This window comes from Mesorhizobium sp. M0174 (genome assembly GCF_040322275.1).
Lineage (GTDB): Bacteria > Pseudomonadota > Alphaproteobacteria > Rhizobiales > Rhizobiaceae > Mesorhizobium.
In genome coordinates this window covers 1-24706 of sequence record NZ_JAMYTB010000011.1, presented here as the reverse complement: position 1 = coordinate 24706, position 24706 = coordinate 1, and the positions used below count along the sequence as shown (strand labels likewise).

Sequence of the window (24706 nt, the reverse complement as noted above, 5' to 3'; positions counted from 1 at the left end):
GACATGGCGCGGCATCGCGGCCCCGTCCTGGTCGACACAAACGCCATCCTGGAATGTTTCCGGGTCGGATCGTGGCGCGCCCTCAGTGGAGGCTATGCCGTGGAGACTGTTGAGGATTGTATCATCGAGACGCAGACCGGTTTCCAGCGACGAAGCCCTGAAATGCAGATCGATGAGGCCTTGCTTCGGGCGTCGCTCAAGGCGATCCATCCAGTGGTGGACGCTCAACGCGCTGTCGTCGCAGTGCGCGCGCCCGACATTGCCCTCGACGTGGGCGAGCGATCCCTGTGGGCGCATGCGCTGACGCGCCGCGACGCCTGGGTGCTGTGCGGCCCCGACAAAGCCAGCGTGCGATTTGGCGTGCGGCTCGGCCTCAAGAACCAGCTGATTGCGTTGGAGACCTTGCTCGCCGATGCGGGCCATCGCCCGAAAGAGGCTCTGCGTTCCAACTACACAGCTAAGTGGCTCGACAAGGTGCTTGGCGAACTCTTCATCTTGGAAGGATTTGGGCGCTCATGAAAACGTCTGAGGAAGTGCGCGCCCAAATCGTCGATGTATTCCGCCGAGACCTGATCGGTCCCGGCCCGCGGGATACTGATCTTGCCAATGAGCGCCTCAACGAGAGCCCTGCACGCTGGTATCTCGCTGGATTCCTAGCGCCGGCCGAAGACCCGCTCAGCCTTGGTGGCGACGACGAGGAGGTCGATCCCTCCGCCCAGGAAGAGATGGAAATCGATGTCGAGGAGCCCGATGCCGATGGCGCGAATGGCGCTGCCGCCGACAACGAGGAACCCGAGGCTCCTGTCGCCAGGCGGCGGTTCCTGCCCTCATCGGTTGGCCTGACCGTGCTCCTCGATCCCGATGTCACCGAGATCCAAGCGCGCGTATCTTGGGGTGACTATCGAACCGAACCGAGGTTACCGGAGGAAATCCTGCTTCCCGAGCCGCCGCCCGAGGAAATCGGCGAAGACGGCAAGAAGAAGCGCATCGAGCGGCCAATGGTCGATTGGGTCCGCAGCCCGAAGGAACGCGTCGTTGTCGTGCCGGTGAAGGAAGGCCGTGGCACCCCGATTGTCGTGCCGGAAAGTGCCGCAGAACAGAGGCGCGGTGGCGGTCTCGTGCTGGAAACGCATTCGCGGCTGTTCAACTACACAACCCCCGATGGCCAGACCGAGCGCGTGCGAGCGCTGACTGTTTTCCTCGTCAACCGGCGGGCGACGGTTCATCGATTCTATTCCGACGTCAGCTACGCCTTCCAGGCGTGTCTCGAACTGGTGTGCGAGACCGGATTCCGCCCAAGGCGTGATCTTTCCGGCTATCGCGCCCAGGATTGGGATTTGCGGATCGCCGATCTCCATTATCGCGATCTCAGCGAATGGGCCGTGGGCCGCAATGCGGCTGCCGGCTGGGATGCGATCGAGGGCAACGGCCATGGCGTGAAGCGGGTCTGGACCGATCCGCTGCCATCCGCCGAAGTCGAGCGCGTTGCGCCTAACGAAGACGCGGATTTGAAAGCGCAAGTTCTGTTCGGCATGGAAGCCCTGGCACTATTGGCAGAGGGCGACGGCGCGAGCCTCAAAGCGGCCCTTGCCGATCTGCCGGTTCTCTATGGCGCCTGGATCACAACCGAGCGAAACAAGCTCAGCGGGTTGCCAACACGGAGACGCCAAACCGCCGAGCGCCTGATTGCCGAAGGAGAAAAAGCGTTGGCCCGGATCACGACTGGGATCGAGCTTCTTGCCACCGACGCCAAGGCGCGCACGGCATTCCGCTTCATGAATCTCGCAGTCGCGATAGCGGCCCGCCGCCGTGTCGCTGGCGCGACGGGCGATCCACAGGCGCTCGACGAGCCGCAATGGCGGCCGTTTCAGCTCGCCTTTGTGTTGCTCAATCTGGCGGGCCTGGTTGATCGCCGCCATGTTGACCGCGAGACCGCTGACCTCCTGTTCTTCCCCACCGGTGGTGGCAAGACCGAGGCCTATCTTGGCCTCGCCGCGCTGGTGATCGCGCATAGGCGGCTGGGCGGGAATGGCGTGCTCGGCGCCGGTGTGGCCGTCATCATGCGCTACACCTTGCGGCTTCTCACCCTGGACCAGCTCGCACGCGCGGCCGGCGTCGTTTGCGCGCTCGAACTGATGCGCACCGACGGCAAGAATGTCGATGAACAAGGCCGCCGTCTGCTCGGCGACTGGCCGATCGAGATTGGCTTGTGGGTCGGGTCCGATGCGTCCCCGAACAAGCTAGGTGGAAGAGGCAACACCGACGAAACAACCGCAGTCGGCCGCGTGCGGCGCTACCAAAGCGGGCGCGACAAACGTGCACCCGCACCGCTCAAGGCTTGCCCGTGGTGCGGGACCGAATTCAAGCCGTCGTCCTTTTCCTGCACACCGAACATGCTTGCGCCAACCAACTTGGAAATCCGCTGCGTCAATACAAGCTGCGATTTCAGCCGGAACCGACCGCTGCCGGTGCTGACAGTCGATGAGCCCATTTACCGCCGCTTGCCGGCGTTTCTGATTGCCACGGTCGACAAGTTCGCGGCGTTGCCTTGGGTCGGCGAGACCGGCGCATTCTTTGGCCATGTTGATCGGTTCGAGGATGGCGTCGGCTTTTACGGCGCCGCCGAACCGGGCCTTGGGCGGCCGCTGGGAAACGGCTGGTCCCTCGATCCTCCCGATCTCATTATTCAAGATGAGTTGCATCTCATCGCAGGGCCGCTTGGAACGGTGGCCGGGCTCTACGAGGCGGCTATCGATCAACTCGCTTCGCGAGGTTCCGGTGAAATGCGCGTTCGCCCCAAGATCGTAGCGTCAACCGCCACGGTCAGGCGAGCCGCCGATCAGATATTGGCATTCTTTGATCGCAGCAATACGAGCATCTTTCCGCCACCCGGAGTCGATCGTGTCGACAGCTTCTTTGCGCGAACGGTTCCTTCTACCACAAATGCGGCCAGGCTCTATATCGGCATCGCTGCCCAAGGGCGGGGGCCCAAACTGGTCTTCCTACGATCGTTGACGACGCTCGTTGCCGCTGCTCAGGCGGCTTACGACGCCAACGTTCCTGCTGATACGAAGGACAGAAATCCCGCCGATCCATTCATGACAGCGCTTTGCTATTTCAACGCGTTGCGCGAACTGGGAGGCGCTCGCCGGATTGTCGAGGACGAAGTCCGTGACCGCGCGGCTCGCTACGGTACCCAACGCCGCAGGGTTGATCCGTCTGACAGCCCATTCGCCGATCGCCGCATCAAGGAACCGATGGAGCTCACCTCGCGCGTTTCAACCGACGAGGTCGCGAAGGCGAAGCAGCGCCTCGAGGCCGTATTCGGCCGGGACGCCGAAACGGTTGATGTCGCGCTTGCAACCAATATGATTTCGGTTGGCCTCGATATCACGCGCCTTGGGCTTATGGTGGTCCAAGGCCAGCCAAAGACCGCTGCTGAGTACATCCAGGCGACTAGTCGGGTTGGTCGCGACCATGCCCGACCGGGAATCGTGCTTGCGGTGCTGAACCTGCACAAGCCACGCGACCGCATGCACTTCGAACAGTTCGGACAATTCCACCGCACTTTCTACCGGGCTGTCGAAGCAACGAGCGTGACACCTTGGGCGGCGCGGGCGCTTGATCGCGCCTTGGCAGCTGTCGTGGTTGCCGCAGCACGGCACATCGACGCAACTCTGACGCCGGAAGGAGCAGTCAATGAACTGAAGAACAATGTCGGGATCCGGAGCCTTGTGCGCGACACGATCGTTAGTCGAGCGCCCGAAAAGATGATCGCAGGGGGGCGAGCAGCGCTCGCCAAGTTGATTGACGACATACTGGGCGCCTGGGTCGAAACCGCGGACGACCAAGCTGCCGGAGGAAATGCCTTTGCCTACGCCAAAAAGAAAAGCCCACATCGGCTTCTTCATATGCCGCTTGAGCCAGAGATCGAAAACCTGGCGGCGCCTCATCGCCGGTTTGTTGCAGGCCGTTCAATGCGCGACGTGGAATCCAACGTCGCCCTGAAGGTCAAAGACCCTCACGGAAACACCATCGCGAACGCGGATGATCTGCCATGACAAGGAACGCTCAGCGTTTAAGCCAGCTGGTATCGACCTTTGGCCCTGGCGCAATGATCGACTTGCCGACCCGATCCGTCGTGGTCGGTGGGCTGGAGCAGTGGGACATGAAGAGCAATTCTTTCACCACGCTTCCCGAGCCGCGGTTGACGATGCGTCTCGAGAAAATATTGAAGGAACAAGGGCGTCTTGATCCCACTGCCAACCTGTCGTTGCGCACTCCGCCGACTTCAGCAAACACGCGAGACGGAATTCCCAACGGCGTTGCGGCACCGGTGTTTCCAACATGGTTTATCTGCGAGCAGGTTGAGACGAACGCTTCAGGAGCGGTGACAACTAGGCGAAGGCGACTGGTGCGTTGGCAAGACCTGGATAGCAAGGGACGCCGGCGCTTCCAGTTCGACGACGGCCGGAAAAGCGATGTGACGCCGATCCGATTTGTTTGCGCATGCGACAAAGGCCATCTTCAAGACATCGACTGGCGATGGGTGGTCCATGGTTCTATCTCTTGCCACGAACCGATGTGGGTTGAAGAGAAGGGAACCAGCGCCGACCCCGCCGATACAAGTGTCGTCTGCGGCTGCGGGCGCCGCCTATCGCTTCAGGATACCTTCCAACCTGGGCGGCTTGGCAAATGCCGTGGCGAGCGGCCGTGGCTTCTCGACAGAGACCCTGAAGGATGCGGCGACAATCTCAAACTTCTTACTCGAACGGCAACGAACACTTATTTTCCGCAGGTCCATACCGTAATATCGCTTCCGTCAGAGGAAGACGAATTAAGCCAACTTGTTGAAGAGCTGTCGGGCGACCTGTCGGGCGTCCAAACTGTCCAAGACGTCGGGCAAGCAAAACGGTTCAATCCAAAAGTCGCGGCTTCCCTTGGTCCTTACTCTGATGCTGACATCTTCGAGAGACTTCAGCGCATTCGCGAGGGCGCAAAGTCCGACGCTGGCCGATCGCCAAAACTTGCTGAGTTTGACACTTTTGCAAGTGGCCGTTCGGAGATAGGCACCAACCATCCAACTGCGAAACTCTACGCGCAAACGCTTCAACGCTCGATTTGGGCCGATCCGGCCGCCGAGATCGATCTTTCCGGTATCAAAAACCTGGTGGCAGTGCATCGCCTGCGGGAAGTTTCTTGTCTCTACGGATTCACGCGTTTCGAAGCTGCGCCGACCGGATCCGACGGCGACATTGAAGATGTTCAGTTGACTGTCCACGGTGCGCCAATTTCGCGCCATGCAGACTGGTTGCCTGCAATCGAGCAGTTTGGAGAGGGCATCTTCATTCACTTTGACGAGACTGCGATAAAGCGCTGGCTGATGAACGCGGCGGCTGCTGATCGAAATCAAAAACTCCTGGTGGGTTACAATCATTGGCAGAAGCGATTTGCAGGCAAGGCGCCGGCCTTTCCAGGCACGCCGTATGTTCTGCTTCACAGCATCTCACATGCTCTCATGGCCGAGATCGCCTTGGATTGCGGCTATCCAGCTAGCTCGCTGAAAGAGCGGGTCTACGCGCTATCGAGCCAGAGAGGCGGCGGCGAGATTGACCGGTGCGGCATCCTTATTTACACGGCGAGCGCCGGAGCTCAGGGAACGCTGGGCGGCCTCGTCGCGACTGCCCCTAGGTTTGCCCACATCCTTAGGAATGCGTTGGATCGCCTCCGAATTTGTTCGAACGATCCCGTTTGCGCCGACCATGAACCCGACGACCGAAGCGGCGATCGCGCGACCCATGGGGCAGCCTGCCACGGATGCCTGCTCATTGCCGAAACAAGCTGCGAAATGAGGAACCTCTTCCTTGATCGCAATTTGCTTGTCCCAACTATGTCAGATGACCTGTCGCAATTCTTCAAATAGAGGCTGCAGCCCTGGGTTCCCGCTAAACAACACTAACGGAGGTCAAATCGCGAACACGATCGCATATCCGCGCTCCCAAGACATCGCCGAGACCGCGCACTTTCTTGAATTCGACGGCCTGATAGTTCCTAGCGCCCGATTGGCATGCATGAACGTGATCTTATTCTGCGACAGAGTCCCACCCGAAGCGATGGAGGCCGTCACTGATCACGGGCTGATTGATTGGGCGAACTGGATCAGAACCAACGTTCGCTAGCAAATGGACCTCGCCTTCCTGGCGATGCGTCGCGGAGGGTGCTTGATATGTCCATACGGCCAGCCTGGCGCAAATGGCTTGCGGAGTTTGCCGATGCGTCCGACCGTCTTCAGCTAACCGGGATCTCGCTCGCGTTCTCCGAAGAGGCGCAGCGCAAGTCCGTCGTGCTGGCGCTTTATGCTCGGATACGAAGCGAGTTAGCAACGGCGTTGGTCCTAGTCGATGCGAAGCGGGATCTGGCGTTTCGCGGCACATGCCGGGGCATCATCGAATGCGCCCTGCACCTCGAGATGGCGGAGACCGATCCAACCTATCTCAACCGACTCAAGGACGATGACGATGCAAGCCGTCGATCGCGCGCCATTCGGTTCCGCACCAAGAACCCCACCTTGGCGAAGGAAGCAGATAAGACCCTCAGCGACTTCATCCAACGCCTAACCAATCAGAAGAACAAGCTACAGGTCTCCGAACTTGACTCCGCGCTGCCCCGACTCACCCATTCTTACCGCGAACTTTCGGCCGATACAGTGCACGTGTCCCTGACCTCTATCCAGCGTCACGTGGTACCCGACAAGAAGGGTATCGACAGGCTGCGAATTGAGCCGAAGTTCGACGCTTACGACTTGGAGGATGCTGCATCGCTGATGGCGCTGTCGCTTCTGAACGCAACGCGTATCCTGCTCGTTCTTGTCCCGGAAATCACCTCGGCAGTCGGATTCCGTGCCCTTCACAAGCGATACGTCTCACTCTACCGGCAGGGCATACAAAAGCTGAAAAAGGCAGAGGCGAAGGCGAGCGCCGATGGAGCCTAGTTAGATCAGCCAGAGGTACACAACGCAGGCTATGGCGACACACAGCGCGATGCCAATCACCATGGCGACCGCCCCGTCGGCGGAAATCCGCACATTGGTGCGCGAGGCGTCGATCTCGATCTTGCTCATACCTTGTCTCCATCACCTGCGCAGGTTTCCAGGCAGCGCACGATCCAGGCGTTGAGCGACTGCTTGTTGGCGTCCGCCTTTTCGGCGAGGCGGGTCCGCAGGCTCTCCGGCATGCGCAGCGTGAACTTGACCTCGCCGGAGCCGGCTTCCGGCATCTCGCCGAATAGCTTCTCGATGATGTCGGGGTCCCAGCTCATGTTCCCTTCGAGCCACTTTCGGGCCTCGTCGGGAGTCAGCGGGGTGATGGTGTCGTGGTCGTCCTCACCTTGCCCGTCCATAAAGGTGTAGCGAAAGAACACGCCGAAACGTGTCTGATAGAGGTAGTTGCCGTAGGTGTACCATTCCTCGTCCGTCGTCCATCCGCCGATCTGAGTGGCCGTCTCCGTGTTGTAGGTCTTCCCGTCGATAATACGTTTACATTTTATCTGGCGCATGTTGCACTCAATCAGTTGCCGTCAAGTGCCCACTATATTTCACTTGCCGTCACCTGTCAACACATGCCGTCAAGTGATTGCGGCCCGGAAGCGCTGGTTGGGAGGGGTCTTTTGAGGAAGATGATCAGAGGTCTCACGTACGACACCGAGACAGCGGATGAGATCGCAACAGGCAGCCACGGACATGAAATGTCCGATGCCTGGTGGCGCCTTTACCGAACGCCATCCGGCGTCTTTTTCGAGGTGGCCGCCGACCATGACGGTGTTGTCACCGAATTCTCGCCGCTGACCGATCTGCAAGCGCGGCGGTTTCTTGAGGTGAACGCGAATTCCCTCGTCGAACGCTATTTCGGTCCTCTGCCGGAAGCAGTCCGTTCGCTCTTTTCCCGCCGCGCCATCATCGCCGCGATCGACGTGCTGGAGATCGGTCTAACGCAAGCGGAGATCAGCTCTCTGTTCACCGAATTCGGGCCGGAGATTTATGACGAGCTTACCAACAATGGGAGCGCCAAGAGCCGAATGGTGGAGTTGAAGCGGTATATCGACCGCAATCCGCTGCGGCAGGTCGATGATGGCATTTTGGAGAACGTCCTGGTTGAGCGTGCCATCCGGTTCCTTCCTGCCCTGGAACCTGAGCACCCGTGGTCATCCCCGCCGGCGTCGCGGCCTGAGTTTGATCGTCTCCGGCGGGCGCTCAGCCAGGACGGCTTCTTCGTCACCGCAGGAGAACTGCGGCGGGAATTGCCTGCAGATGTCGGATTGCCCAACGCGGAAGCCGAGCTGATGCGGCTGCTGGACCGGCATGGCCTCAGCACGGCAAAGGGTCACTTGGATCAAGCGTTTAAGAACCATGCAGCTGGCAATTGGGCTTCGGCCAATAGCCAGATCCGGTCGTTCATCGAGAGCCTGTTCGATGATCTTGCGGTGAAGATGGACAGCGCAGCTGCCGCTAAGAAGCCCGGGCATGAACGGCGAACGCATCTCTCGAACGTGTCACCGCCGCTGTTCGATCGCTCTCTGAATGAATGGGACGACCACAGCAAAGGCTTCATCAACGGCCTGATGGCGCGGTTGCATCCGCACGGGTCACATCCGGGGCTGTCTGACGAAGAGGACAGCACCTTTCGGCTCCATATCGTCTTGCTGACGGCCCGGTTCTTTCTGACGCGTTACGATCGCACGACAACATGAACTGACATCGGAGGAGAGGCTATGACGGCAAAGCAGGAAGAAAAAGAGACGGTGGTTGCAATACCCGGCTCGGTGACAGACTTTGCGAAGGGGCTGCGCGAGTTGATCGCCTGCCTGCGTGACGTAGCGGCTCTGGTCGGCGACGGAGGCAAGTTTGTCGCTGGTGGCTTGCGAGCACGACGCTCCCGGAGCGCAGCCCGAAATCTCGATGCGCTGATGTTCTCTCCGTCAGGCTCCCGACAGTTTCTCGAACGGATTGCGGAGGGTTCCGGCACGAATGAAGATGTTGGTGGCATCGAGCAAATGCTTGCTGCGACCGCTGACGAGGTTGAGCGAAGCATGCGGGATCTGAGCGGCTACCGCGACGCGCTGCGGGAAACCTGCGGGATACATGCAGCCCAAAAGCTTGACCAGATCATATACGGCAAGTTTGGCAAAGACGGGCTACGCCGATCTCTAGGTCGCCTCGTCGCGATCGGCCGAAACCAAAGTCCCGTGCCGGCCGAGGCGGTGCATATCGCGTCTGAGGCGCTCCATGTCGTTGCCGATCTCAATGCGCAGATAACCGAGTTGCACGATCTGGTGCTGGCGAAGCTCAAGGGATGACGCGCTGATGTCGATCCAGCCGCCACCAGAACGAGTACCGATCGAGGAAGCGACCAACGGATGCACAACGGCATCTACCAAGGTCCGCACATTGGCTCTGCTCTCAAATCACCCCCCATGCGCGAAACCTCCCCCTCCCCGTCATCTCACGCAGGCCAAGCTCGCCGATCAGATTGAGCGCCCCCTGTTTTGTCACCTTTAGCCGCTCCTGGATGATGCCCGTCGAGACGAGCGGCCGCGAGAGTACCAGCTCGACCAGGTCGGGCAGTTTCGAGCTGGCGCGCCGTTGTTTGAGCCGCCGTTCCATCTGGCTTTTTGCCAGCACCAGCCGATCGTGTTCCTTCAGGCCAGCCAGCGCTGCGTCGTGGATTCCATCGAGGCAGGCCAGCAACCGATCGGACCGATTGCGCGCCCGCCGCCGCTCGCGCGGAATGTTTTTCGCGCCGAGATGAAGGCAAGCGAGATGGTTGGCGGCGAGTCCTTCCTGTCGCAGCAGTCCAGCCACGAGCAGCGGCCCGAGCCACGCGGCATGCTGCAGCACCTCGATGTCGGACCAGGCTTCGAGCAGGACCGCAGCGCGCAGCACGACTGGTTGCCCCCGCGTTTCCGCGAGCACAGCGTGCCATTCGGCCAGCCGTTCTTCTTCATTCCAGTCGAGATCGTAGATCAGGCCGTTTTGCGGCTCCGGCCGGTCGTCCGGGCGCGCCGCTTTCGCCAGCACGTTGGCGCCATTCAGAATCCTGGATGAGCGCGCCAGGACGGCATCGATCTCGGCAAATTCTTCGGCCAGCAGATCGGCCTCGGCGTCAGCGCGATCATCGGCTTCCACAGAGGCAGTTCCAGCCCCCTCCCCGTCCCAGCTTTTTTGGCCCGCCGCCGCCGGCATGGCGCCGCCGCGACCGGTCAGCGCCAAAAAACCGTCGCGGCTGAGCGCCCAGTCCGGCTTTTGCGCAAAAATCCGCCGGCGGGTTCGCAGCACCGCATGTGCGCGGGTGAGTTCGTGGGTCGGGGTGCGGATGTCCATGTGGGCGTCGTGCAGCACGAGGTCCTCGAGGTGGACGAGCTCGCCCTCGAGCCAGAGCGCGGAAGCCGCGTCGGCAAAATGCTGGCGCTCGACAAAGCCGTCGCGGAGCGGCGAACGGGCGACCCGCTCGTCGAGGCGGACCAAAACCTCGGTCGCGCGGGCAACCGGCCCGATCAGGGTTTCCAGGGGCAGTTTGTCGAACGTGTAAGCCATTGTTTTCATGATGGCTGATTCGCGTTGGTCAAGCTAGTGAGGGCATCACTGGACTTACGTCGTGTTTCTTCAGGGACAAAAATCACTATCGATAATGACCTCATATCGGGACTGTACAGCGCTACCGCCCTGGGACGCTCAGGATGCCGAAAAACGTTGATTTACCGGCTCATCGAAGCGGTAGGAGCGATGTAAAGGGCAGCTAGAGACGTTTACAAACGATCGTTTGTTGATATCTTCGGTGTTTGTACACACGCCTCTTTCCCATGCTGAGAGACGCCGCAAATGGCCCGTGAAGCGCAAGATCGACGCTCCGGACGACCAAAGGGCCGGCAAATCGGCTACGCGCGCGTGTCGACGGACGAACAAGCGACGGAAGCGCAGGAAATTGAGCTGCGAGCGGCCGGCTGCGACGTCGTCGTTCAGGAACATGGATCCGGTGCGTCGAGAGCTCGCCCTGCCCTACTGCGATTGATGAGCGACATCAGCGCCGGTGATGTCCTGGTCGTCGTGCGTCTCGATCGCCTTGCGCGCTCGGTCAGCCATCTTCTTCAGGTGATCGAGGATCTGACTGAGAAGGGCGCGCATTTCCGATCTCTCCGAGATCCAATCGACACGTCGACGCCACAGGGCATGTTTTCGCTACAGGTACTCGGCGCCGTTGCCCAGCTCGAGCGTGCGCTGATTTCGGAGCGGACCAAGGCCGGCATCATCGCTGCACGATCGAAGGGGCGGCTGCCAGGCAATCCTGGTATCCGGGAGCGCAGGCCCGAAGCCCTGGCGAAGATGACAGCGGTGCAAAAGGCAGCCTATGGCCGACGGCTACAATCAACGATGAACCAGTGGCTTCCGACGGTCCGCCGGATGCGACCAGACCACAACTGGAACGATATCGCTCGGGTCCTGAAGCAGCGCGGCCTCGAGTGGACGCCTGAACGACTGCGGCGGGCAGTGAGGTGGCTCGTCACCGAGCACCTGGCCGAATCCACACTGCTAAAGCGGGCGTCTCTTCTGCCTCCCGAAGATCGCCTGATGACCCTTGTGGCAGGGATTTCGCAGTCCAACCCAGACCTATCGCTACGCGACATCGCTGGCCAGCTCGAGCGCCTGCATGAGCGAACCTCACGAGGGAGCGCAAAATGGTCGGCCTCATCAGTCAAGAATCTGCTTGATCGAGCCCGCCGGCTTGGTCTCGTCGCTGAACTACCCGCGAGCTGACCGAGGGACAAGGACGTCATCCCGCTACAGAATGGTCCTCAGTTTACGGTCCGTGGCTGACGCTCAAGATCCCCGTACACGGCCCAGGCCATCAGCTGGAAAAGCGCTGCCGGCCCGCGCCAGCCAAGTCGCACGATCGAATTCGGCAAGTGAGTTCCACCACACCATTCCGGCGGTTTCATCGGGCGTCGGTCTCCCAGTCGTGTTCGTTTTTCATGCCTTCGATGCTCTCATAAGACGCTCGTCCCGACAAGCGCTGCAGCGATCGTTCAAGCTCATAGAGCGGATCAAAACCCGCCCTCCTCATCATGATCCGCGCCCCGGTCTGTCGAGGCTGCGTCGCAAGGCATCGCTGATTTCCAACCGGGATTCGGTGCGCACAACCTTGCCCGCAGTCTCCAAATCGACGGCAGCGGCTTCAGCTCCGGTTCCGGTCGTCTTCGACGCGTCAAGCTTGGCCCGCAACAAGGCCATCACCATCGGCCAGACCGAGAACTTCCCGACCTTTGCTCGATCTGTCAGGCTGCGCAAATAACCGCCGGCGCTGTTGATCTGGTCCTGCCGCTGGTAGATCGCGGCAATGGTAATCGCCGCCTGCTGCTCACCCATTGCCGTTCGCGCTTCCTCCCAGGCGCTCGGGCTGACGCCCATGGACGGTCGGGCAACCTCGGCCGCGGCCAGAAATTCACGCCAGTTGCGGATTCCGCCGCCGCCCTTCACCAGCCAAAGCATGTTCGGGCAGGCATCCAGCACGATCCCTAGCGGCAGTTCGCGTTTCGGTAGGCTCCGTACGTTGTCGGTATCCGCAACGTTGCCGCCCGCTTCATCTTTATTTCCTGAGCCGCTTTCAGATTCAAATTTAGAGTCTGGTTTTGAATTCTGTATGTGGCGCCCATTTTGGGACTCATTGGCGTCCACTTTCTGTGTTTTTACAAATGATTCCAATACTTCACGCACTTCAGCCCAAAGGCCTTCAAGTTCTTCGGCAATAGCCTCGAGAGTCTGCCTAGGTGCAGTGCGTGGTATCTGACCAACAATCGCCTGGTAGGCCTGCTGGACCCTGCCCCAGTTCGCCGGCACGCCTTCCTCAATCCCCGCGTCGATCATCTTGACGATGTCACGGCGGCATATGGTTAGCCGCTCCTTAACGAGACGAAAGGCCTTCTTCTCAGATCTGACCGCTTCCGCAAGAACCTTGAACTCCTCAGCGCGCGCCACGATCGGCGAGATGTCAAAGCCATAGGCTTGCTCGATCTCGCCCGCCTGCCCTTTCCGGGCGAAGCGCTTGCCGTTTGGGCTGTCCCGACGGATGATCAATCCACACTCGACCAGAACGGCCAGGTGTCGCCGTAAGGTCGTTGGGGGCATGCCATTGGCGCGGCGGATCAGCTGCTCGTTGGATGGCCATACAACCAGTTCACTGTCGCCATAAAGTGCCGTGTCCGGATGGAACGACAACAGCGCGTCGAGAATAGCCAAAGCGCGATCAGTGGCGCCCAGAGCGATCCTGGCATCCTTGATATCTTGGAAGACATGCCATTTGTGGACGATCGCGTCCTTCGGCACGGCCCTTGCGGTGACTTGGCTTGAAATCATGCCAAGCGTCATCGGCCGCCGCCCAAAGGGCGTCGTCGCAATATTCGTCTCCATTTTCTTTCACCCTCGATTAGGCAAAAGAAACCTGCTCGCCAAAACGACGCCAATGACTCTTGACAGTGATTCGTGGAGATGCGATTCTCAGAGTGCTTAGTTCAGAGAGAGGCTTCCACGGCTTGCCGTTCGGGGGCCTTTTTCTTTTGCGGTTTCAGACTCCTTGTTTCGTGATGGACTTCCGAAAGGCCTCAAACAGGTCGTCCAGTTGTCCGGCGATAAACGCTGCGAAACGCGATCCTTCAGCCTCTCCCACGGCAATCATGGTAGTTTTTCCGTTGTCTTTGAGGCTGACGCTGACTGTTTTGTCTGGAGCAGCCCAGGATTTCATAGCAATCTTGGGCTTTGATGGCTTGGCCGGACCCGCAGGTTCTTTGATCGCATTATGATCCGATGGAAGCGTCTCAAGCAGAATAATGAATCTCTCGTCGGACGTTGCCTCGCGGAACTTGTTTTTGCGAATAAGATCGAAAGCTTTTGCGGGTGAGCCGTCTATGGAATAGCGGTTCGAGAATTCCTGCCATCGTCCTCGACCAATCCCGGGAGCTTTACCAATCGATTGCAGTATCTCCTTGTCGACCGATGAGGCGATTTTGATCATCTCGGAGACATGCGATTTTCCTGTCGACAGCGAAGCGCAGATGGTGTCCCGTTTGTATCCCGCTTCCTGCTGCGCAAGCGCAAAAGCGCACTTCTCAATGTATGAAAGATCCTCTCGAGCGGTGTTTTCTTCGCCTTGGAAAATGACTGCTTGTTCATCAGTTAACTCGCGGACGGCCGCTTTGAATCCGATCCCAAGCTGCTTAGCTGCCGCTAATCTTCTGCGACCATAGACGATTTGAAACTCGCCATCCTTGCCTTGCACTGGCCGAACCAATCCAGGCACAATCTGACCGCGCTCCCGCATGGATTCAGTGATCTCAGCAATGGCGGAAATCTCGTAGGCGTCATCATATCGATCGGTGATAGACGACGGCCGTATTTTGTCGGGATCAAGTTCAATGATCTGTTCGCCTGACTTCAGTAACTTGTCGGCGATATCGCTACGCTCTTGCATTTGGCGAACACCAGCCGCCACCTTCATCAGGTGCGGCGATGACGTGCGGCGGCTGACGCCCTCCTCCGAATTGTCCTCCCCGAGTTGCCCCAAAACAGCAGCAAACATGCCCTTAGAATCTTTACGGCTCACTGTTCACGCCTCCATGCCATTGTGATGAGGCTTTCTATTTCCGCGTTCGCGGCATTGATCGATTCGATTGCACGATCATAAGTTTTAGGTGCCGAAAACCTCGATCGTTGCACTTCATAGAGGCTCTGCTTCCAAGTGAGAGCGTCCGCAACCGCAGTGGATTTGGAGACTGAATTCAGAAGTAAATCCTCGCCAAACACTTGGCGCATTAGGGCCTGCATGTTGGCTTGCGGGTGGTCGTTGGCCTCAAACTTCGTGATGAGGAATTTGGCGAAATCCCAACGTGCGCCTGCACCAGCCTCATCCAGGATTTGCATATAAGATGCGGCCAACTCCAAAAACTTCCCTGTGGAGTCGACATCGAGCATGTGCGCTGGAACTGGGATTAGGACTCCGGTAGCGGCAGTGAGCGACGAAAGTGTCAGGAAATTGAGTGACGGCGCACAGTCGAGAAGAACGATGTCGTAGCTATCGACGATCTGTTCGAGGGCCTGTGACACTCGAAGCAGAAAACTGGTTCCACCGCTCTTGCGCATCTCAAGGGTAACGGCCGTTTCGAATTCTGTCAGCTCAAGACCGGCGCAGATGACGTCGAATCCGATGATATGCGTCTGATGGATAATCTTTTCCGTTGGCACCGGATCATCAAACCGAATCGCTGAGTAAAGGGTGTCACCTTCTCGGTAATCAAATCCGGGTAACGCTCCTTGCAGACTTGTCAACGACGCCTGGGGATCCATGTCGACTGCGAGAACGCGATATCCACGTAGTGCCAACCAATGACCCAAGTGAATAGTGGTCGCTGTCTTGGACGATCCACCTTTGAAGTTCGTGATCGCGATGATCTGGCAATCCTCGCCTTTAACACGACGAGGATTGATCCATTTCTTCCGTGCCTTTTCCGCCAGGTGCATCCGAAGGTCCAGCACCTGCTCCACAGAATATAAGCGCTTTCCGGTGGTCGTTGTCTCTGGCTCAGGCCCCTGCCCTTTTAAGGAGACCTGCCGTATGTAAGCTTCAGTCACTCCTAGCAATGCTGCCACTTCCGTCGAAGTGAATTTGCGCATCGTACGAATCGCATCTGGAGGATACTGAGCCAGCGAAAGATTGTTGAGTGCCTTCTCGAGTTTCGTCGAAAAGGTATTCATGAACTGAAGGCTACTTAGATGCCGCGTCACCCAGATTCTCCTCTTGCACCCAGCGCCTATTGATAGCGACTGTGGTTAACAAGCTGTTAACGCCACGCCAACTACGCCAACTTTTCGAATTACGCGGTTTTTCCGTTACTGGAGGTATGCCCGATTCGGAGAATTCGAGCAAATGGACACAGGGCAGTTCCCAGCTGGGAACTTTTCGCTATCGCTGGCTTCCCTGTGCCGTCAAAGTTGCGCATCAGGCATTGAAAAAGACAGCTATGAAGTTGGTTACGCAGCATGGGGGCACGGGCGGGCCCCGTTGCCCGTTTTGTTCTCGTAGATAGTCGACGTTGGTGTACCGGTTGGCCTCTGGCTTCCGCGTACGGCCGCGAGCGACCTACAAAAGCGCAGGTAGGTTTCGGCGCATGGAGAGATACCCCCTCCCCCCACTTTGGCGCGGCGGCGAAATTCCCGTTGTGACGGAGGCACTGAGCTCGCGCAGTCCTATGGGAGTCACCATCCTTTGCGTCGGAGACGATGGGTTGTGTTTGTGATGCAGCCATGCCGCGCCGCTTCCGATGTCACTTCGGTGATCGCCCCAGGCTGACAAGTTAGACGCCCCACTGCCCCTACCCTGCAACGAGGCATTTCTTCCGGGCCGAGCGACCCTCGCGAATGGCAACTCAGCGGCTCGGACCTGTCGCCAGGCGTCCCATGCGATTTGACAGCAATCAGCACCGTTTGGCACGTGGGCGTCCTGTCCACGCGCACTTTCCTCCAGCGTCGAGCAAGAGGCTCCCGCAGTCGCCAGGCAACTTCCCTCGGGGGCCAGTCCACGTGTCGGCGAAGGATCCTGGAGAACTCATCGAGAAGCAAACTTCTCCCACAACCCGTACTTTGAGTTCCCAGCTGGGAACAGCTCTTCAAGTTGGAGGCTTGCGACCGCACCGATAAACCTTGGAAACCCATCAACATAATGGTTGGATCTGTGGCGCCGGGGTGGATTGGCGCATCCAGAGTCACCTGCGGCTGGGGGGCGTACCGCACTCTACAATCCTGACGCCTTAGTTAGATTGACGCGGAAGCGATCGCGCCGGCGCTGGTATTTGCGTGTCATCTCTGCCGAGGCGTGACCAAGCTGCTTCTGCACGTAGCGCTCGTCAACCTCGGCAGAGGACGCGAGGCCGGCACGCAGCGAGTGGGCCGAAAACTTTTGGCCGCGCTCGCCCTCGGAAAGATCACCGCGCACGCCGGCGGCCAAGGCCGCGCGTTTGACCAGCCGCGCCACCTCCTGATCGTTGAGCCGCTCGGCGCCCACAGCTTTGCCCTGCCCCGTGACGCGGCGGAAGAGGGGGCCATGCGCGATGCGGGCCAGCTTCAGCCAGGTCTGCAGGGCGACGACCGGGCAGGTGGCATCGGACGAGCCGCGGCCAATCTCGACCTCGCGCCAGCCGGTCTTGCCTCGCAGCGTAACCAGCACGCCCTTGTCCGGGAAAACTTCAATCCAGCCGCACCCGTCCTCGGTTTGATCGCGCGCAACATCGAGGCCCACGATTTCGGAGCGGCGCAAGCCGCCGGCGAAGCCCAAAAGCAACATGGCGCGGCCGCGCAGACCGCGCAGCGTGCCACGATCGAGCGTTTCCAGCGTGGCGACAAGATCGTCGCGCAGGATGGCTTCCTTTTGACGGGGAGGGGAGGCGTGTTTATTGCGGATGCCGGCGAGCACGGTGGCGATATGCCGGTCCTTCCGGTCGAGCGGTTGACCGCGTTGCGTATAGTTCCAGGTCAGCGACGACAGGCGGCGCTCAATGGTCGACACAGACTTTTTGTCCCGTTCCGATCCTGAGGCCTGGGCCGTGATGAAGAGGCCGACGACTTGTGGATCTGGCGGCAGCGGATCAAACGCCTGGCGCCGGCACCAGGCGCAAAAATGCTTCCAGTCGGCGGCATAGGCGCGACGGGTGTTTGCCGAACTCGCCGCCTCGACGTAATCGCGCGCGCGGTCGGCCAGCTTTTCGAGATGGGCAGGCAGTGATGCTTGTCGCGAGTCGAGGACCTGCGTGGGAGGAGCGGGAGCCTCATCCGGATGCCCCATTTCCATGACGACGTCGACAATGTCAGGCAGGTCGCTGGTGTCGACCGCGTCGATGGGCGTCATGAAATTACGGGGACTGCCCATCGAAACTCTCGATCATTTGAATGTCACAGATGTGCGATTCTGAGAGCCCCAACGTGCGACCAAAGCGCCCAATTGTCCACCGCGAGGTGCTTGACCAGTAGCTCCCGAGATTTGCGCCGGTCGCGTACGACCACACGCTGGGTCGTGCTTTAGCATGACCGGGCGACACCATGTCCGATCCAGTGTTGACCCTCCTAGGGCCCTCTTTCTCAGTGCCGATCCTTGCCTTCATGTTCAACATCCCTTATGTTTCGTTCAACAGGAGAATCCAGGATGAGCGTACGTGGCGCAACGGCAGCCGAAAGCGAGGAGCGGATCGCCCACACCCGGAACCGTCTGGTGCTTGAGCAGGCGAGGGCGGTCGGCCTTCTCGGCGCGGCCAAGAACACACGCCTTTCCGGGAGGGTGCCGTCGGAATTGATCGAGGCGGCAAAGAAGCGCGCTCATGTGACCTCCGACACTGAGCTGCTGGAGCTCGCCTTGTCGCGGCTGGCCCTCGAGGACGATTTTGGCGCCCAGCTCGTCCGCCGCAAGGGCAGCATCTCCGCAGACATTGATCTTGGCGTTTGATCTCGGGAGCGCACTGCGTTCCCTCAAACCACAGCGGCGTGCCGGCGGGCTGGAACGGCGGCCGGATTCCGCTCTGTCCTGGGCAGGGGACCAGCCGCCTGTCGGCGGTGCATTGCTTCTCGACACGAGCGTCTATCTGGATGTCCTTCAGGGGCGCACGCCCAAAGTGGTCGATGACCTTCTGATCTATAGGTTCTGTCAGCACTCGGCCGTCTGCCTTGCCGAGCTCAGCCACCTGTTCGGCCGGCTCGACCCAGCGCACCCCACGACGAAGTCGGTCCTGAAAGTGGTTGCAGGTACGATTGAAGACATTCCCGTGCACCGGCTGCATGTACCCGACGCCACCGCCTGGGGACGCGCCGGCATGCTTGCCGGCCTGCTGTTCCGGCTGAGCCGTCTGCCGAAAGGGGAGGGCCATGAACGCCGCTTCCTCAACGATGCGCTGATCTTTCACCAGGCCGGTCTGCTGGGCGCGACGGTCCTGACCGGCAATGTTGGGGATTTCGATTACCTCAACCAGCTTGTTCCGTCGGTGCGTGTGATCTTCTACCGGCCGGTGACAGACTTGCGCCCGCAGGGTTGAAAGCGTCTGTGGCAGATGCCCGTGCACCGTGATCGTCCAACCTCCTTTAATGACCACCAGTCTTCAAAAAGGTCGCTGACACTCTCCTGCGACCGTTGAACCGCGGGCGACAGCGGCCATTTCTAACGTAATGCCAAAAACGAACGATAAGGCAACAATCGGGGTCCTCATGGCTTCCGCCATCGACATTCTGGCATGCTGACCAGCGACGAGGTCGGCAATTGTCCAGGACTAGAGCGGCCGGCCAGGTGCGCTTGCAGCGGTGCCGGGGGGACCTCACGCACAAGGCCGTCCTGGCCTTCGCCAGCGACAACCACAAGGCCTGCAAAAAAGCTTCATCTGCTTGCGGTGTTAATCCGACCTCCTTGCAATGTTCAACGATCCTGTCCTGAATCGACACTGCGGTTTCATACCGTTGGACAAACGTCCTGACAGGTGCCAATCGCCACCTCCCGAATGTGGTCAGCGACGGGAGAGAGGGCAGCACGGGTGACATCATGAGCAACGGGGCGTCCCGATCAGTCGGATGTATTCCGCCTCGGGCTGCCCATAAGAACGATCCGCCAACGCGCGTCTATAGCAATAGCTTCAGCCTTCAATTGAACAAGCAATCGTGCGGGGACCGGTCCTCACCCATGACCAGGGCTGATCCGGTCATACCGTCAAAGCCAATAATGCCAACCTCGGCCTCGACCTCAGCCCGAAGCTTCGGCACCATTGACCCGAGACCGCTCTCGAAGAAATCGAGGTGTCAATCGGGACCGAGGCCTGCTCCAGGTGCGTCGTCAGTCCCAAGTGACGGCCTTCGAGGTGAGGCTGCAGCAATGTCAGATCCGGCGCGCTCAGGCGCCGCAACAGTTCGTTCTTGAACGAGGTTTCCATCTGCGCTGTCTCCCGATCGGGGCGGAAGCGCGATGGTCGCTCACAGCTGACGACGCCCTAACAATTGTCGACAGTCAGGGGAAAGTATACCTAAAAGGGCCGGGAGTCTCAAAAAGCTACTATGCTGACCAGAGAAGCTCGTCAGTTTGGCGATCATCAAGATGCTGCTAACAAGCAGTGTCCACCTCTACTGGTCGAAGTTGCCTTCGCAATCTGGTGTGCGTCTTTTGTCGAAGCATACGGCCCCAAACTGATTCATCCTCTGGGGAAGCCAAGCGGTATCGACGCTGCCTGAAAACTTACGCGCAAGCGCTCCACACTTTCGGGGCGGCGCTTTGTCGATCGCCCAGAGTAGCCAAGCACCCCTTCTTTATCCCATAGTATTCGTCTTCGCCTATTGCTCCGGAACGGCAGAGGTTTGCGGACGATTTCGTGCTGCTTCGGCAATTTCCGGGATGTATTTCGTCGCGGTGCAGCTTCGGTTCACATTGGCGCGTGCGTCGAATACCTCTTTCTCGCAGACCCGCTTGGCGAGCTCGATAGGCACATGAACTGCCAGAGGCACTTCCACCTCGGAGATTCCAAGCTCCCGTGCGATCTGCTGTTTCACTTCGTGCCTGCCAAGCGAAACGTCGACGCCGACATCCTGCGCATCTTCGGTTGTGGGTGATGCGCCTTGCCCCGGCAGATCTTGCTGCTCGGTCTGAGCAAATGACTGCACGGCAGAATTCTACAAGGCGAACACGGCTAGCCCCAAAACTCGGCAGAATACTCTCATGCCCGGCTCCTGTAGGTGCCTTAACAAGGGCAAAGTGTTTGAAGCGTTCCAGAGGCGGGGATGCGCGCGCTTAGCGGCAGTCGAGGCGGGTTTTTTCTGTTGGCGTGGAATATGATATGGCGACCATGGTTGGGTGCCGACAGCCGACTGTGCTGGCACATCGGAGTGTAGGAAGTTGCCTACCGAGAAAGAAAGACAAGCCAGGAGACGAGCGCGCCTCGGATGCTGCACGAGGATTGACCGACATTGAGCCTGCGGCACGAGACGCAAAGACCGCGGCTTCGGGAGCAGCGCCTGAAGGCCGCACTTGCTGTGACGTCGGCCGCGGCATCTAAACCGAAGAGGACACCAAAACCGCGAAAGCCTAGCAGTCACTTGCACCACACGGGAGCTTGCATTCAACCCCACGGTGCTCAAGATCCAAGTAGGCTCTGCAGCTCTCTAGGCTCAGAACGTCGTGCACCCAAGTTAGATCCTGCTGCAGCAGTCAGGACTACCCCAGAACGAATATGGCCAGCAGGGCAACAAAGAGAACAAGGGCGACCGCGGCGCCCCAGATGAGGACCTTTCCGGTGCCGCGTTGCTCTTCCTCGCGAGAAACGTCTTTCGCCATTCCATGCATCCTTTGCGAAGGTCCAAACTGAGCAACGTGCCGTGCCAGGCTGTTCCCAACGCTCTCGGAGCCAACTTGGTGTCAGTCCAACTGCCGGTTGCCGTAGGGCTTCTTCGCTCTAGCGCTATCGGCAATACAGCGCGGCTCTCCTCTGAGCGCGACCGCAGCTCCCTTCAGGCAAGATGCGCGAGCAGACGGATATCTATCTGACCGAAAGCAAAAGAAACCACGCGTGCCCCACTGAAAGCACAAGCAAGCGCAAAGGTTCCTGAACTGATGCTCGGCTGGCGGGAACTTGCTCGCCAGCCGAGTTGAGTTCAGGCGGTGGTCGGGGGAGATCAGCCAGCCACACGCTGGTGATTCCAACCTGAGCCGATGTGCCAATCAGCAACCTTCGTCGGTCTTTTTCACCTGGCCCGGCGCGGCGGTGTTGGCTGCCGTGTCCTGCTGACCAGGCGCCGCCTGCTGAGCGCTGCCAGTCTGCTGGCCGGGCGCGCAGTCCCTGGCCGAGTTCGGATTCGTGGTGCCGCTGGTGGTCGTCGTGTCGGTGCCCTGATCGCCGGACATGTTGGTGCCGCTGCTCGTCGTGCCGGTGCCCTGATCCGTCGTACTGGGCATGGTTGTGGTGGTCGAGGTTCCGCTGGTCGAGCTTCCGCTCGAAGTTCCGCTGGTCGTCTGGGCAAAGGAAAGCCCGGCCGACACCGCCAGCACGGCCGAAGCCAAAAGGATGCGTTTCATCTTCTTTCTCCTGTCTGAATGCGCGGGATGCGCCTGGCAAATTGAACAGGCAGACAGAAGGAGTGTTCCCCGATGACGTTCAACTTTTGTAACTCTGGTCGTAGGTCAGCCTTAGGATGGCCGGCGTATATTAGAACCTCATGACGGCGGCTCGAGTCGAAAAGCAATCAACGAGCGGAGAGGCCGTCGCGTTCCTTGTGACTGCGGTGGCGCGGTGAGGCACAAGGCTCAATGCGGAGCGCCAGCGGCCGCGATCAGCGCCTCGTGGAGAATCCACTTCAGCTTCGCCGAGCGCTGGTAGCTTCATCTGCCTTCCGTTCTTACTTGCCGGGAACGACATGCAGCGGTCGCAGTATGCCATGCGGGACCTTCAATATGTCGCCGTATGTCGCCGCGTCGGATGGCCAGGAAGCGGCCAGTGCCAGTTGGACTTTGTGATGGAGCGGCGCAGCGGCGAGCGTTCACGGGCCGTTTTCCTTGCGCCGATCTTCCGCGATCTTGGCCTTTTCCACGCATCGCTGCAGGATTTTTCGCGAGGTGAATTGAGACCCGCCACGACGCTGATCTCTGCGACGGTCAAGGCCCGTTCGGCGGGCTCTACTCCGGAACAATGTCCTCTTCTGAAAGTTTCCTTAGATCGCAAAGGAGATTCGAGATGTCAGAAAGCCGCGAATGGTTTGTCCAATGGCTTAGAGATGCCCATGCCATGGAAGAGCAGGCCGAAACGATGTTGAACGGGCAGTTGGGTCGCATCGAGAACTATCCCGAGCTGAGCGACCGGATCCGACAGCACCTCGACGAGACGAAGCAGCAGGCTGCTCGGCTGAAGACTTGTCTCGATCAGATGGACGAGGGTTCATCCACGATGAAGGACGCTGGCGGTAAGCTGACGGCGATGGCGCAATCGCTGAGCGGCGTCTTCGCTGGAGACGAGGTGATGAAAGGATCGCTCGCGAGCTACACGTTCGAGCACATGGAAATCGCCTCCTACACGATCCTGATTGCCGCTGCTCGATCGCTCGGCGAAACGGAGGCTCTTCGGGTTTGCGAAGAGAATCTGCGAGAGGAAGTCGCGATGGCGGATTGGCTGAAAACCCGTCTTCCCTCGACGACCGAGCAGTTCCTTGCGCGGGCCGAAGCGGACAGCGACAGCGCCAAGCGGTGATCGGGTAGGAACGTAGTGACCGTGAACTGGGTGATCGGGATTCGTCCGCTAGCGCGTCCCCCTTCGTGAACGCTGGGCAACGAACACGCCTAGCAGGCGGTCCCGAGCTGCGGATTTCGAGAAATTACAACGACGAGCGATGCTAATATTGCGGCGTCGTCACTTAGAGAGTTGAAGCGTTCGTCTGCGCAAGCCTGGTCGAATACGCATTGGCACTAGCCAGGGTCGGAAGGGCTAGCGCAGCGCTCGGCGAGATCAAGCTTGAGGGGGCGTGCTAAAACGTTCGAAACGAGGTCGCGATAGCGGAATGCCCGAGAACACTCGTCCCTGATCACTGAGCAGTGCGTGCGCGGGCACCGGCAGCGCCAAGCCGGATCGAAGAAAGTTCGTCCTGACAGCGGACAGAGCGCGCCGTTACGCTCACGTTATGGGGTCGGCAGCACACGGTTCGGGGTGAATTCCGCTTCAGCCGGTCGCTGGCGGTTTCGCTGAAGGCCGTGACCGACCGGCCGACGATCATCATGCTCGAAGGGGTTGACCGCTTTGTCCGATCTTCTCCGCCGTGCGCATCGTCATCGCGCCGTCCGTGGTTCCAGAATATGCAATCCGATGGCTGAACTCGTCGGGACTGATAAATGTGAGCGCGGCATCATACTTTGCCTTCAGGACGACTGTTTCTCTGCAATGACCTCTGTCTACGCTCATCCAGTTCGGTCGGTGTCCATCTGCTCATTCAGACGTCGTTGATAGGCAAAGCCGACAGCCGCGGCGACTGCCAAACCCGCCGCCGCCAGAAGGAGTTTGTCCTCGGTATGCTCATTGCCCGATGCGTCTTGAACAGCTAACGAAGCTTCATCGAAGGGTGCGGATGCTTTTGCGACAGTCTCGCCCTGGTGCGGCCCAACGCCGCTATGGCGGATACCCGCAGCCAGACGTTCTGTCTTCTCTTTAACAGTTTCCTTGGCCACGCCGGTCAACTCGGCAGCTTCGCGTTTTATTTTGCCAGCCGTTTCAAGAGCGAAATCACTGACGCTTTCCGCCAAATCGCTAGATTGCTCCTTCAGGCGCTCCTTGGCGTACGATAGGTGATCAACCTGCTGCTCGCTGGGTGGCCGGGCTGAATTGGTCCGCAACAAGCTGATCAATCCCGCTCCGACGAGTGCGGTTGCGATCGGCGGATGGCGGAGGAAACGCCACCCCAAACCGGCCCCAATCGCCAAAGCAGCGCTCGGATTGGCAGCCGCCTTGGCCTTGAGATCGTCAATAATCGCCTGCGCCACCGATTGCATTGAGGCTCTTGCTTTCTCCACCAGCGCATCCTTTGCCTCAAGCGCTTCGTGTTTCAAATCATCGGTAAATTCGGAGAGCGTGTTTGGCGACCGAAGTGTCGACAAGTCCTCGGCGAGCTTAGCCCGGG

The 24706-nt window shown here is 59.5% G+C and carries 21 protein-coding genes; 11 read left to right on the top strand and 10 right to left on the bottom strand.

All coding sequences use genetic code 11. The features are described from left to right. The first annotated feature begins 3 nt into the window (after positions 1-3). Genes NKJ13_RS21170 through NKJ13_RS21150 form a run of 5 tightly spaced genes read left to right on the top strand, consistent with a single transcriptional unit; the run spans position 4 to position 6991 of the window. Positions 4-519 carry a hypothetical protein gene (locus NKJ13_RS21170; RefSeq protein ID WP_352778121.1) on the top strand — a complete coding sequence of 172 codons (516 nt, stop codon included), beginning with the start codon at positions 4-6 and terminating at the stop codon, positions 517-519. Next, on the top strand, positions 516-4061 hold the full coding sequence (drmA, locus tag NKJ13_RS21165; RefSeq protein ID WP_352778118.1) for a DISARM system helicase DrmA: 3546 nt from the start codon (positions 516-518) through the stop codon (positions 4059-4061). The genes NKJ13_RS21170 and drmA overlap by 4 nt, the downstream gene beginning before the upstream one ends. Continuing rightward, a complete protein-coding gene (drmB, locus tag NKJ13_RS21160) occupies positions 4058-5923 on the top strand; it encodes a DrmB family protein (RefSeq protein ID WP_352778116.1) in 1866 nt (621 codons plus the stop codon). The genes drmA and drmB overlap by 4 nt, the downstream gene beginning before the upstream one ends. Beyond that, positions 5898-6179 carry an RES family NAD+ phosphorylase gene (locus NKJ13_RS21155; RefSeq protein WP_352778115.1) on the top strand — a complete coding sequence of 94 codons (282 nt, stop codon included), beginning with the start codon at positions 5898-5900 and terminating at the stop codon, positions 6177-6179. Before drmB ends, NKJ13_RS21155 begins: the two co-directional genes overlap by 26 nt. A gap of 47 nt (positions 6180-6226) precedes the next feature. Then, positions 6227-6991, top strand: a complete 765-nt coding sequence (locus NKJ13_RS21150) for a DUF5677 domain-containing protein (RefSeq protein WP_352778112.1) — start codon at positions 6227-6229, stop codon at positions 6989-6991. Here the strand turns inward: NKJ13_RS21150 and NKJ13_RS21145 are convergent, their stop codons facing one another. After that, positions 6992-7120: a hypothetical protein gene (locus NKJ13_RS21145; RefSeq protein WP_352778111.1), complete on the bottom strand. Its 129-nt coding sequence runs from the start codon at positions 7118-7120 to the stop codon at positions 6992-6994. After that, positions 7117-7554, bottom strand: coding sequence for a toxin-antitoxin system HicB family antitoxin (locus NKJ13_RS21140; RefSeq protein ID WP_352778109.1), 438 nt, complete (start codon positions 7552-7554; stop codon positions 7117-7119). The genes NKJ13_RS21145 and NKJ13_RS21140 overlap by 4 nt, the downstream gene beginning before the upstream one ends. 111 nt (positions 7555-7665) lie before the next feature. Between NKJ13_RS21140 and NKJ13_RS21135 the strand changes: the two genes are divergently transcribed. Continuing rightward, on the top strand, positions 7666-8745 hold the full coding sequence (locus NKJ13_RS21135; RefSeq protein ID WP_352778107.1) for a hypothetical protein: 1080 nt from the start codon (positions 7666-7668) through the stop codon (positions 8743-8745). Positions 8746-8766: 21 nt separating this feature from the next. Next, on the top strand, positions 8767-9351 hold the full coding sequence (locus NKJ13_RS21130; RefSeq protein ID WP_352778105.1) for a hypothetical protein: 585 nt from the start codon (positions 8767-8769) through the stop codon (positions 9349-9351). A gap of 103 nt (positions 9352-9454) precedes the next feature. On the opposite strand, the gene NKJ13_RS21125 is transcribed toward NKJ13_RS21130, so the two are convergent. Next, the gene (locus NKJ13_RS21125) at positions 9455-10588 is read right to left on the bottom strand and encodes an RHE_PE00001 family protein (protein WP_352778102.1); all 1134 of its coding nucleotides are present in this window, start codon (positions 10586-10588) and stop codon (positions 9455-9457) included. Between the two features lie 285 nt (positions 10589-10873). Between NKJ13_RS21125 and NKJ13_RS21120 the strand changes: the two genes are divergently transcribed. Beyond that, positions 10874-11806: a recombinase family protein gene (locus tag NKJ13_RS21120; RefSeq protein ID WP_352778099.1), complete on the top strand. Its 933-nt coding sequence runs from the start codon at positions 10874-10876 to the stop codon at positions 11804-11806. 306 nt (positions 11807-12112) lie between these two features. Here NKJ13_RS21120 and repC read toward each other — a convergent pair whose 3' ends face one another. From repC to NKJ13_RS21100, 4 genes are all read right to left on the bottom strand, one after another. Beyond that, a complete protein-coding gene (gene repC, locus NKJ13_RS21115) occupies positions 12113-13456 on the bottom strand; it encodes a plasmid replication protein RepC (protein ID WP_352778097.1) in 1344 nt (447 codons plus the stop codon). Between the two features lie 154 nt (positions 13457-13610). Continuing rightward, entirely contained in the window at positions 13611-14645 is a 1035-nt protein-coding gene (repB, locus tag NKJ13_RS21110) for a plasmid partitioning protein RepB (RefSeq protein ID WP_352778096.1), read from the bottom strand. After that, the gene (repA, locus tag NKJ13_RS21105) at positions 14642-15823 is read right to left on the bottom strand and encodes a plasmid partitioning protein RepA (protein WP_024927411.1); all 1182 of its coding nucleotides are present in this window, start codon (positions 15821-15823) and stop codon (positions 14642-14644) included. The genes repB and repA overlap by 4 nt, the downstream gene beginning before the upstream one ends. Positions 15824-16829: 1006 nt before the next feature. Further along, positions 16830-17960 carry a site-specific integrase gene (locus tag NKJ13_RS21100; protein ID WP_352778094.1) on the bottom strand — a complete coding sequence of 377 codons (1131 nt, stop codon included), beginning with the start codon at positions 17958-17960 and terminating at the stop codon, positions 16830-16832. 273 nt (positions 17961-18233) lie between these two features. Here NKJ13_RS21100 and NKJ13_RS21095 point away from each other — a divergent pair, with 273 nt between their 5' ends. After that, positions 18234-18530, top strand: coding sequence for a hypothetical protein (locus NKJ13_RS21095; RefSeq protein ID WP_352468047.1), 297 nt, complete (start codon positions 18234-18236; stop codon positions 18528-18530). Continuing rightward, complete coding sequence (locus tag NKJ13_RS21090) at positions 18520-19113, top strand: type II toxin-antitoxin system VapC family toxin (protein ID WP_352778092.1); 594 nt, start codon at positions 18520-18522, stop codon at positions 19111-19113. Before NKJ13_RS21095 ends, NKJ13_RS21090 begins: the two co-directional genes overlap by 11 nt. A 1276-nt stretch (positions 19114-20389) precedes the next feature. Here the strand turns inward: NKJ13_RS21090 and NKJ13_RS21085 are convergent. Both NKJ13_RS21085 and NKJ13_RS21080 read right to left on the bottom strand, forming a co-directional pair. Then, positions 20390-20605 (bottom strand): hypothetical protein, encoded by a 216-nt coding sequence (locus NKJ13_RS21085; protein ID WP_352778090.1) that lies wholly within the window; start codon positions 20603-20605, stop codon positions 20390-20392. Between the two features lie 1165 nt (positions 20606-21770). Next, entirely contained in the window at positions 21771-22124 is a 354-nt protein-coding gene (locus NKJ13_RS21080) for a hypothetical protein (RefSeq protein ID WP_352778088.1), read from the bottom strand. Between the two features lie 655 nt (positions 22125-22779). Between NKJ13_RS21080 and NKJ13_RS21075 the strand changes: the two genes are divergently transcribed. Beyond that, complete coding sequence (locus NKJ13_RS21075; protein ID WP_352457928.1) at positions 22780-23289, top strand: ferritin-like domain-containing protein; 510 nt, start codon at positions 22780-22782, stop codon at positions 23287-23289. A gap of 701 nt (positions 23290-23990) precedes the next feature. Here the strand turns inward: NKJ13_RS21075 and NKJ13_RS21070 are convergent. After that, on the bottom strand, positions 23991-24706 hold a 716-nt coding region (locus NKJ13_RS21070), incomplete at its 5' end, for a hypothetical protein (RefSeq protein WP_352778086.1).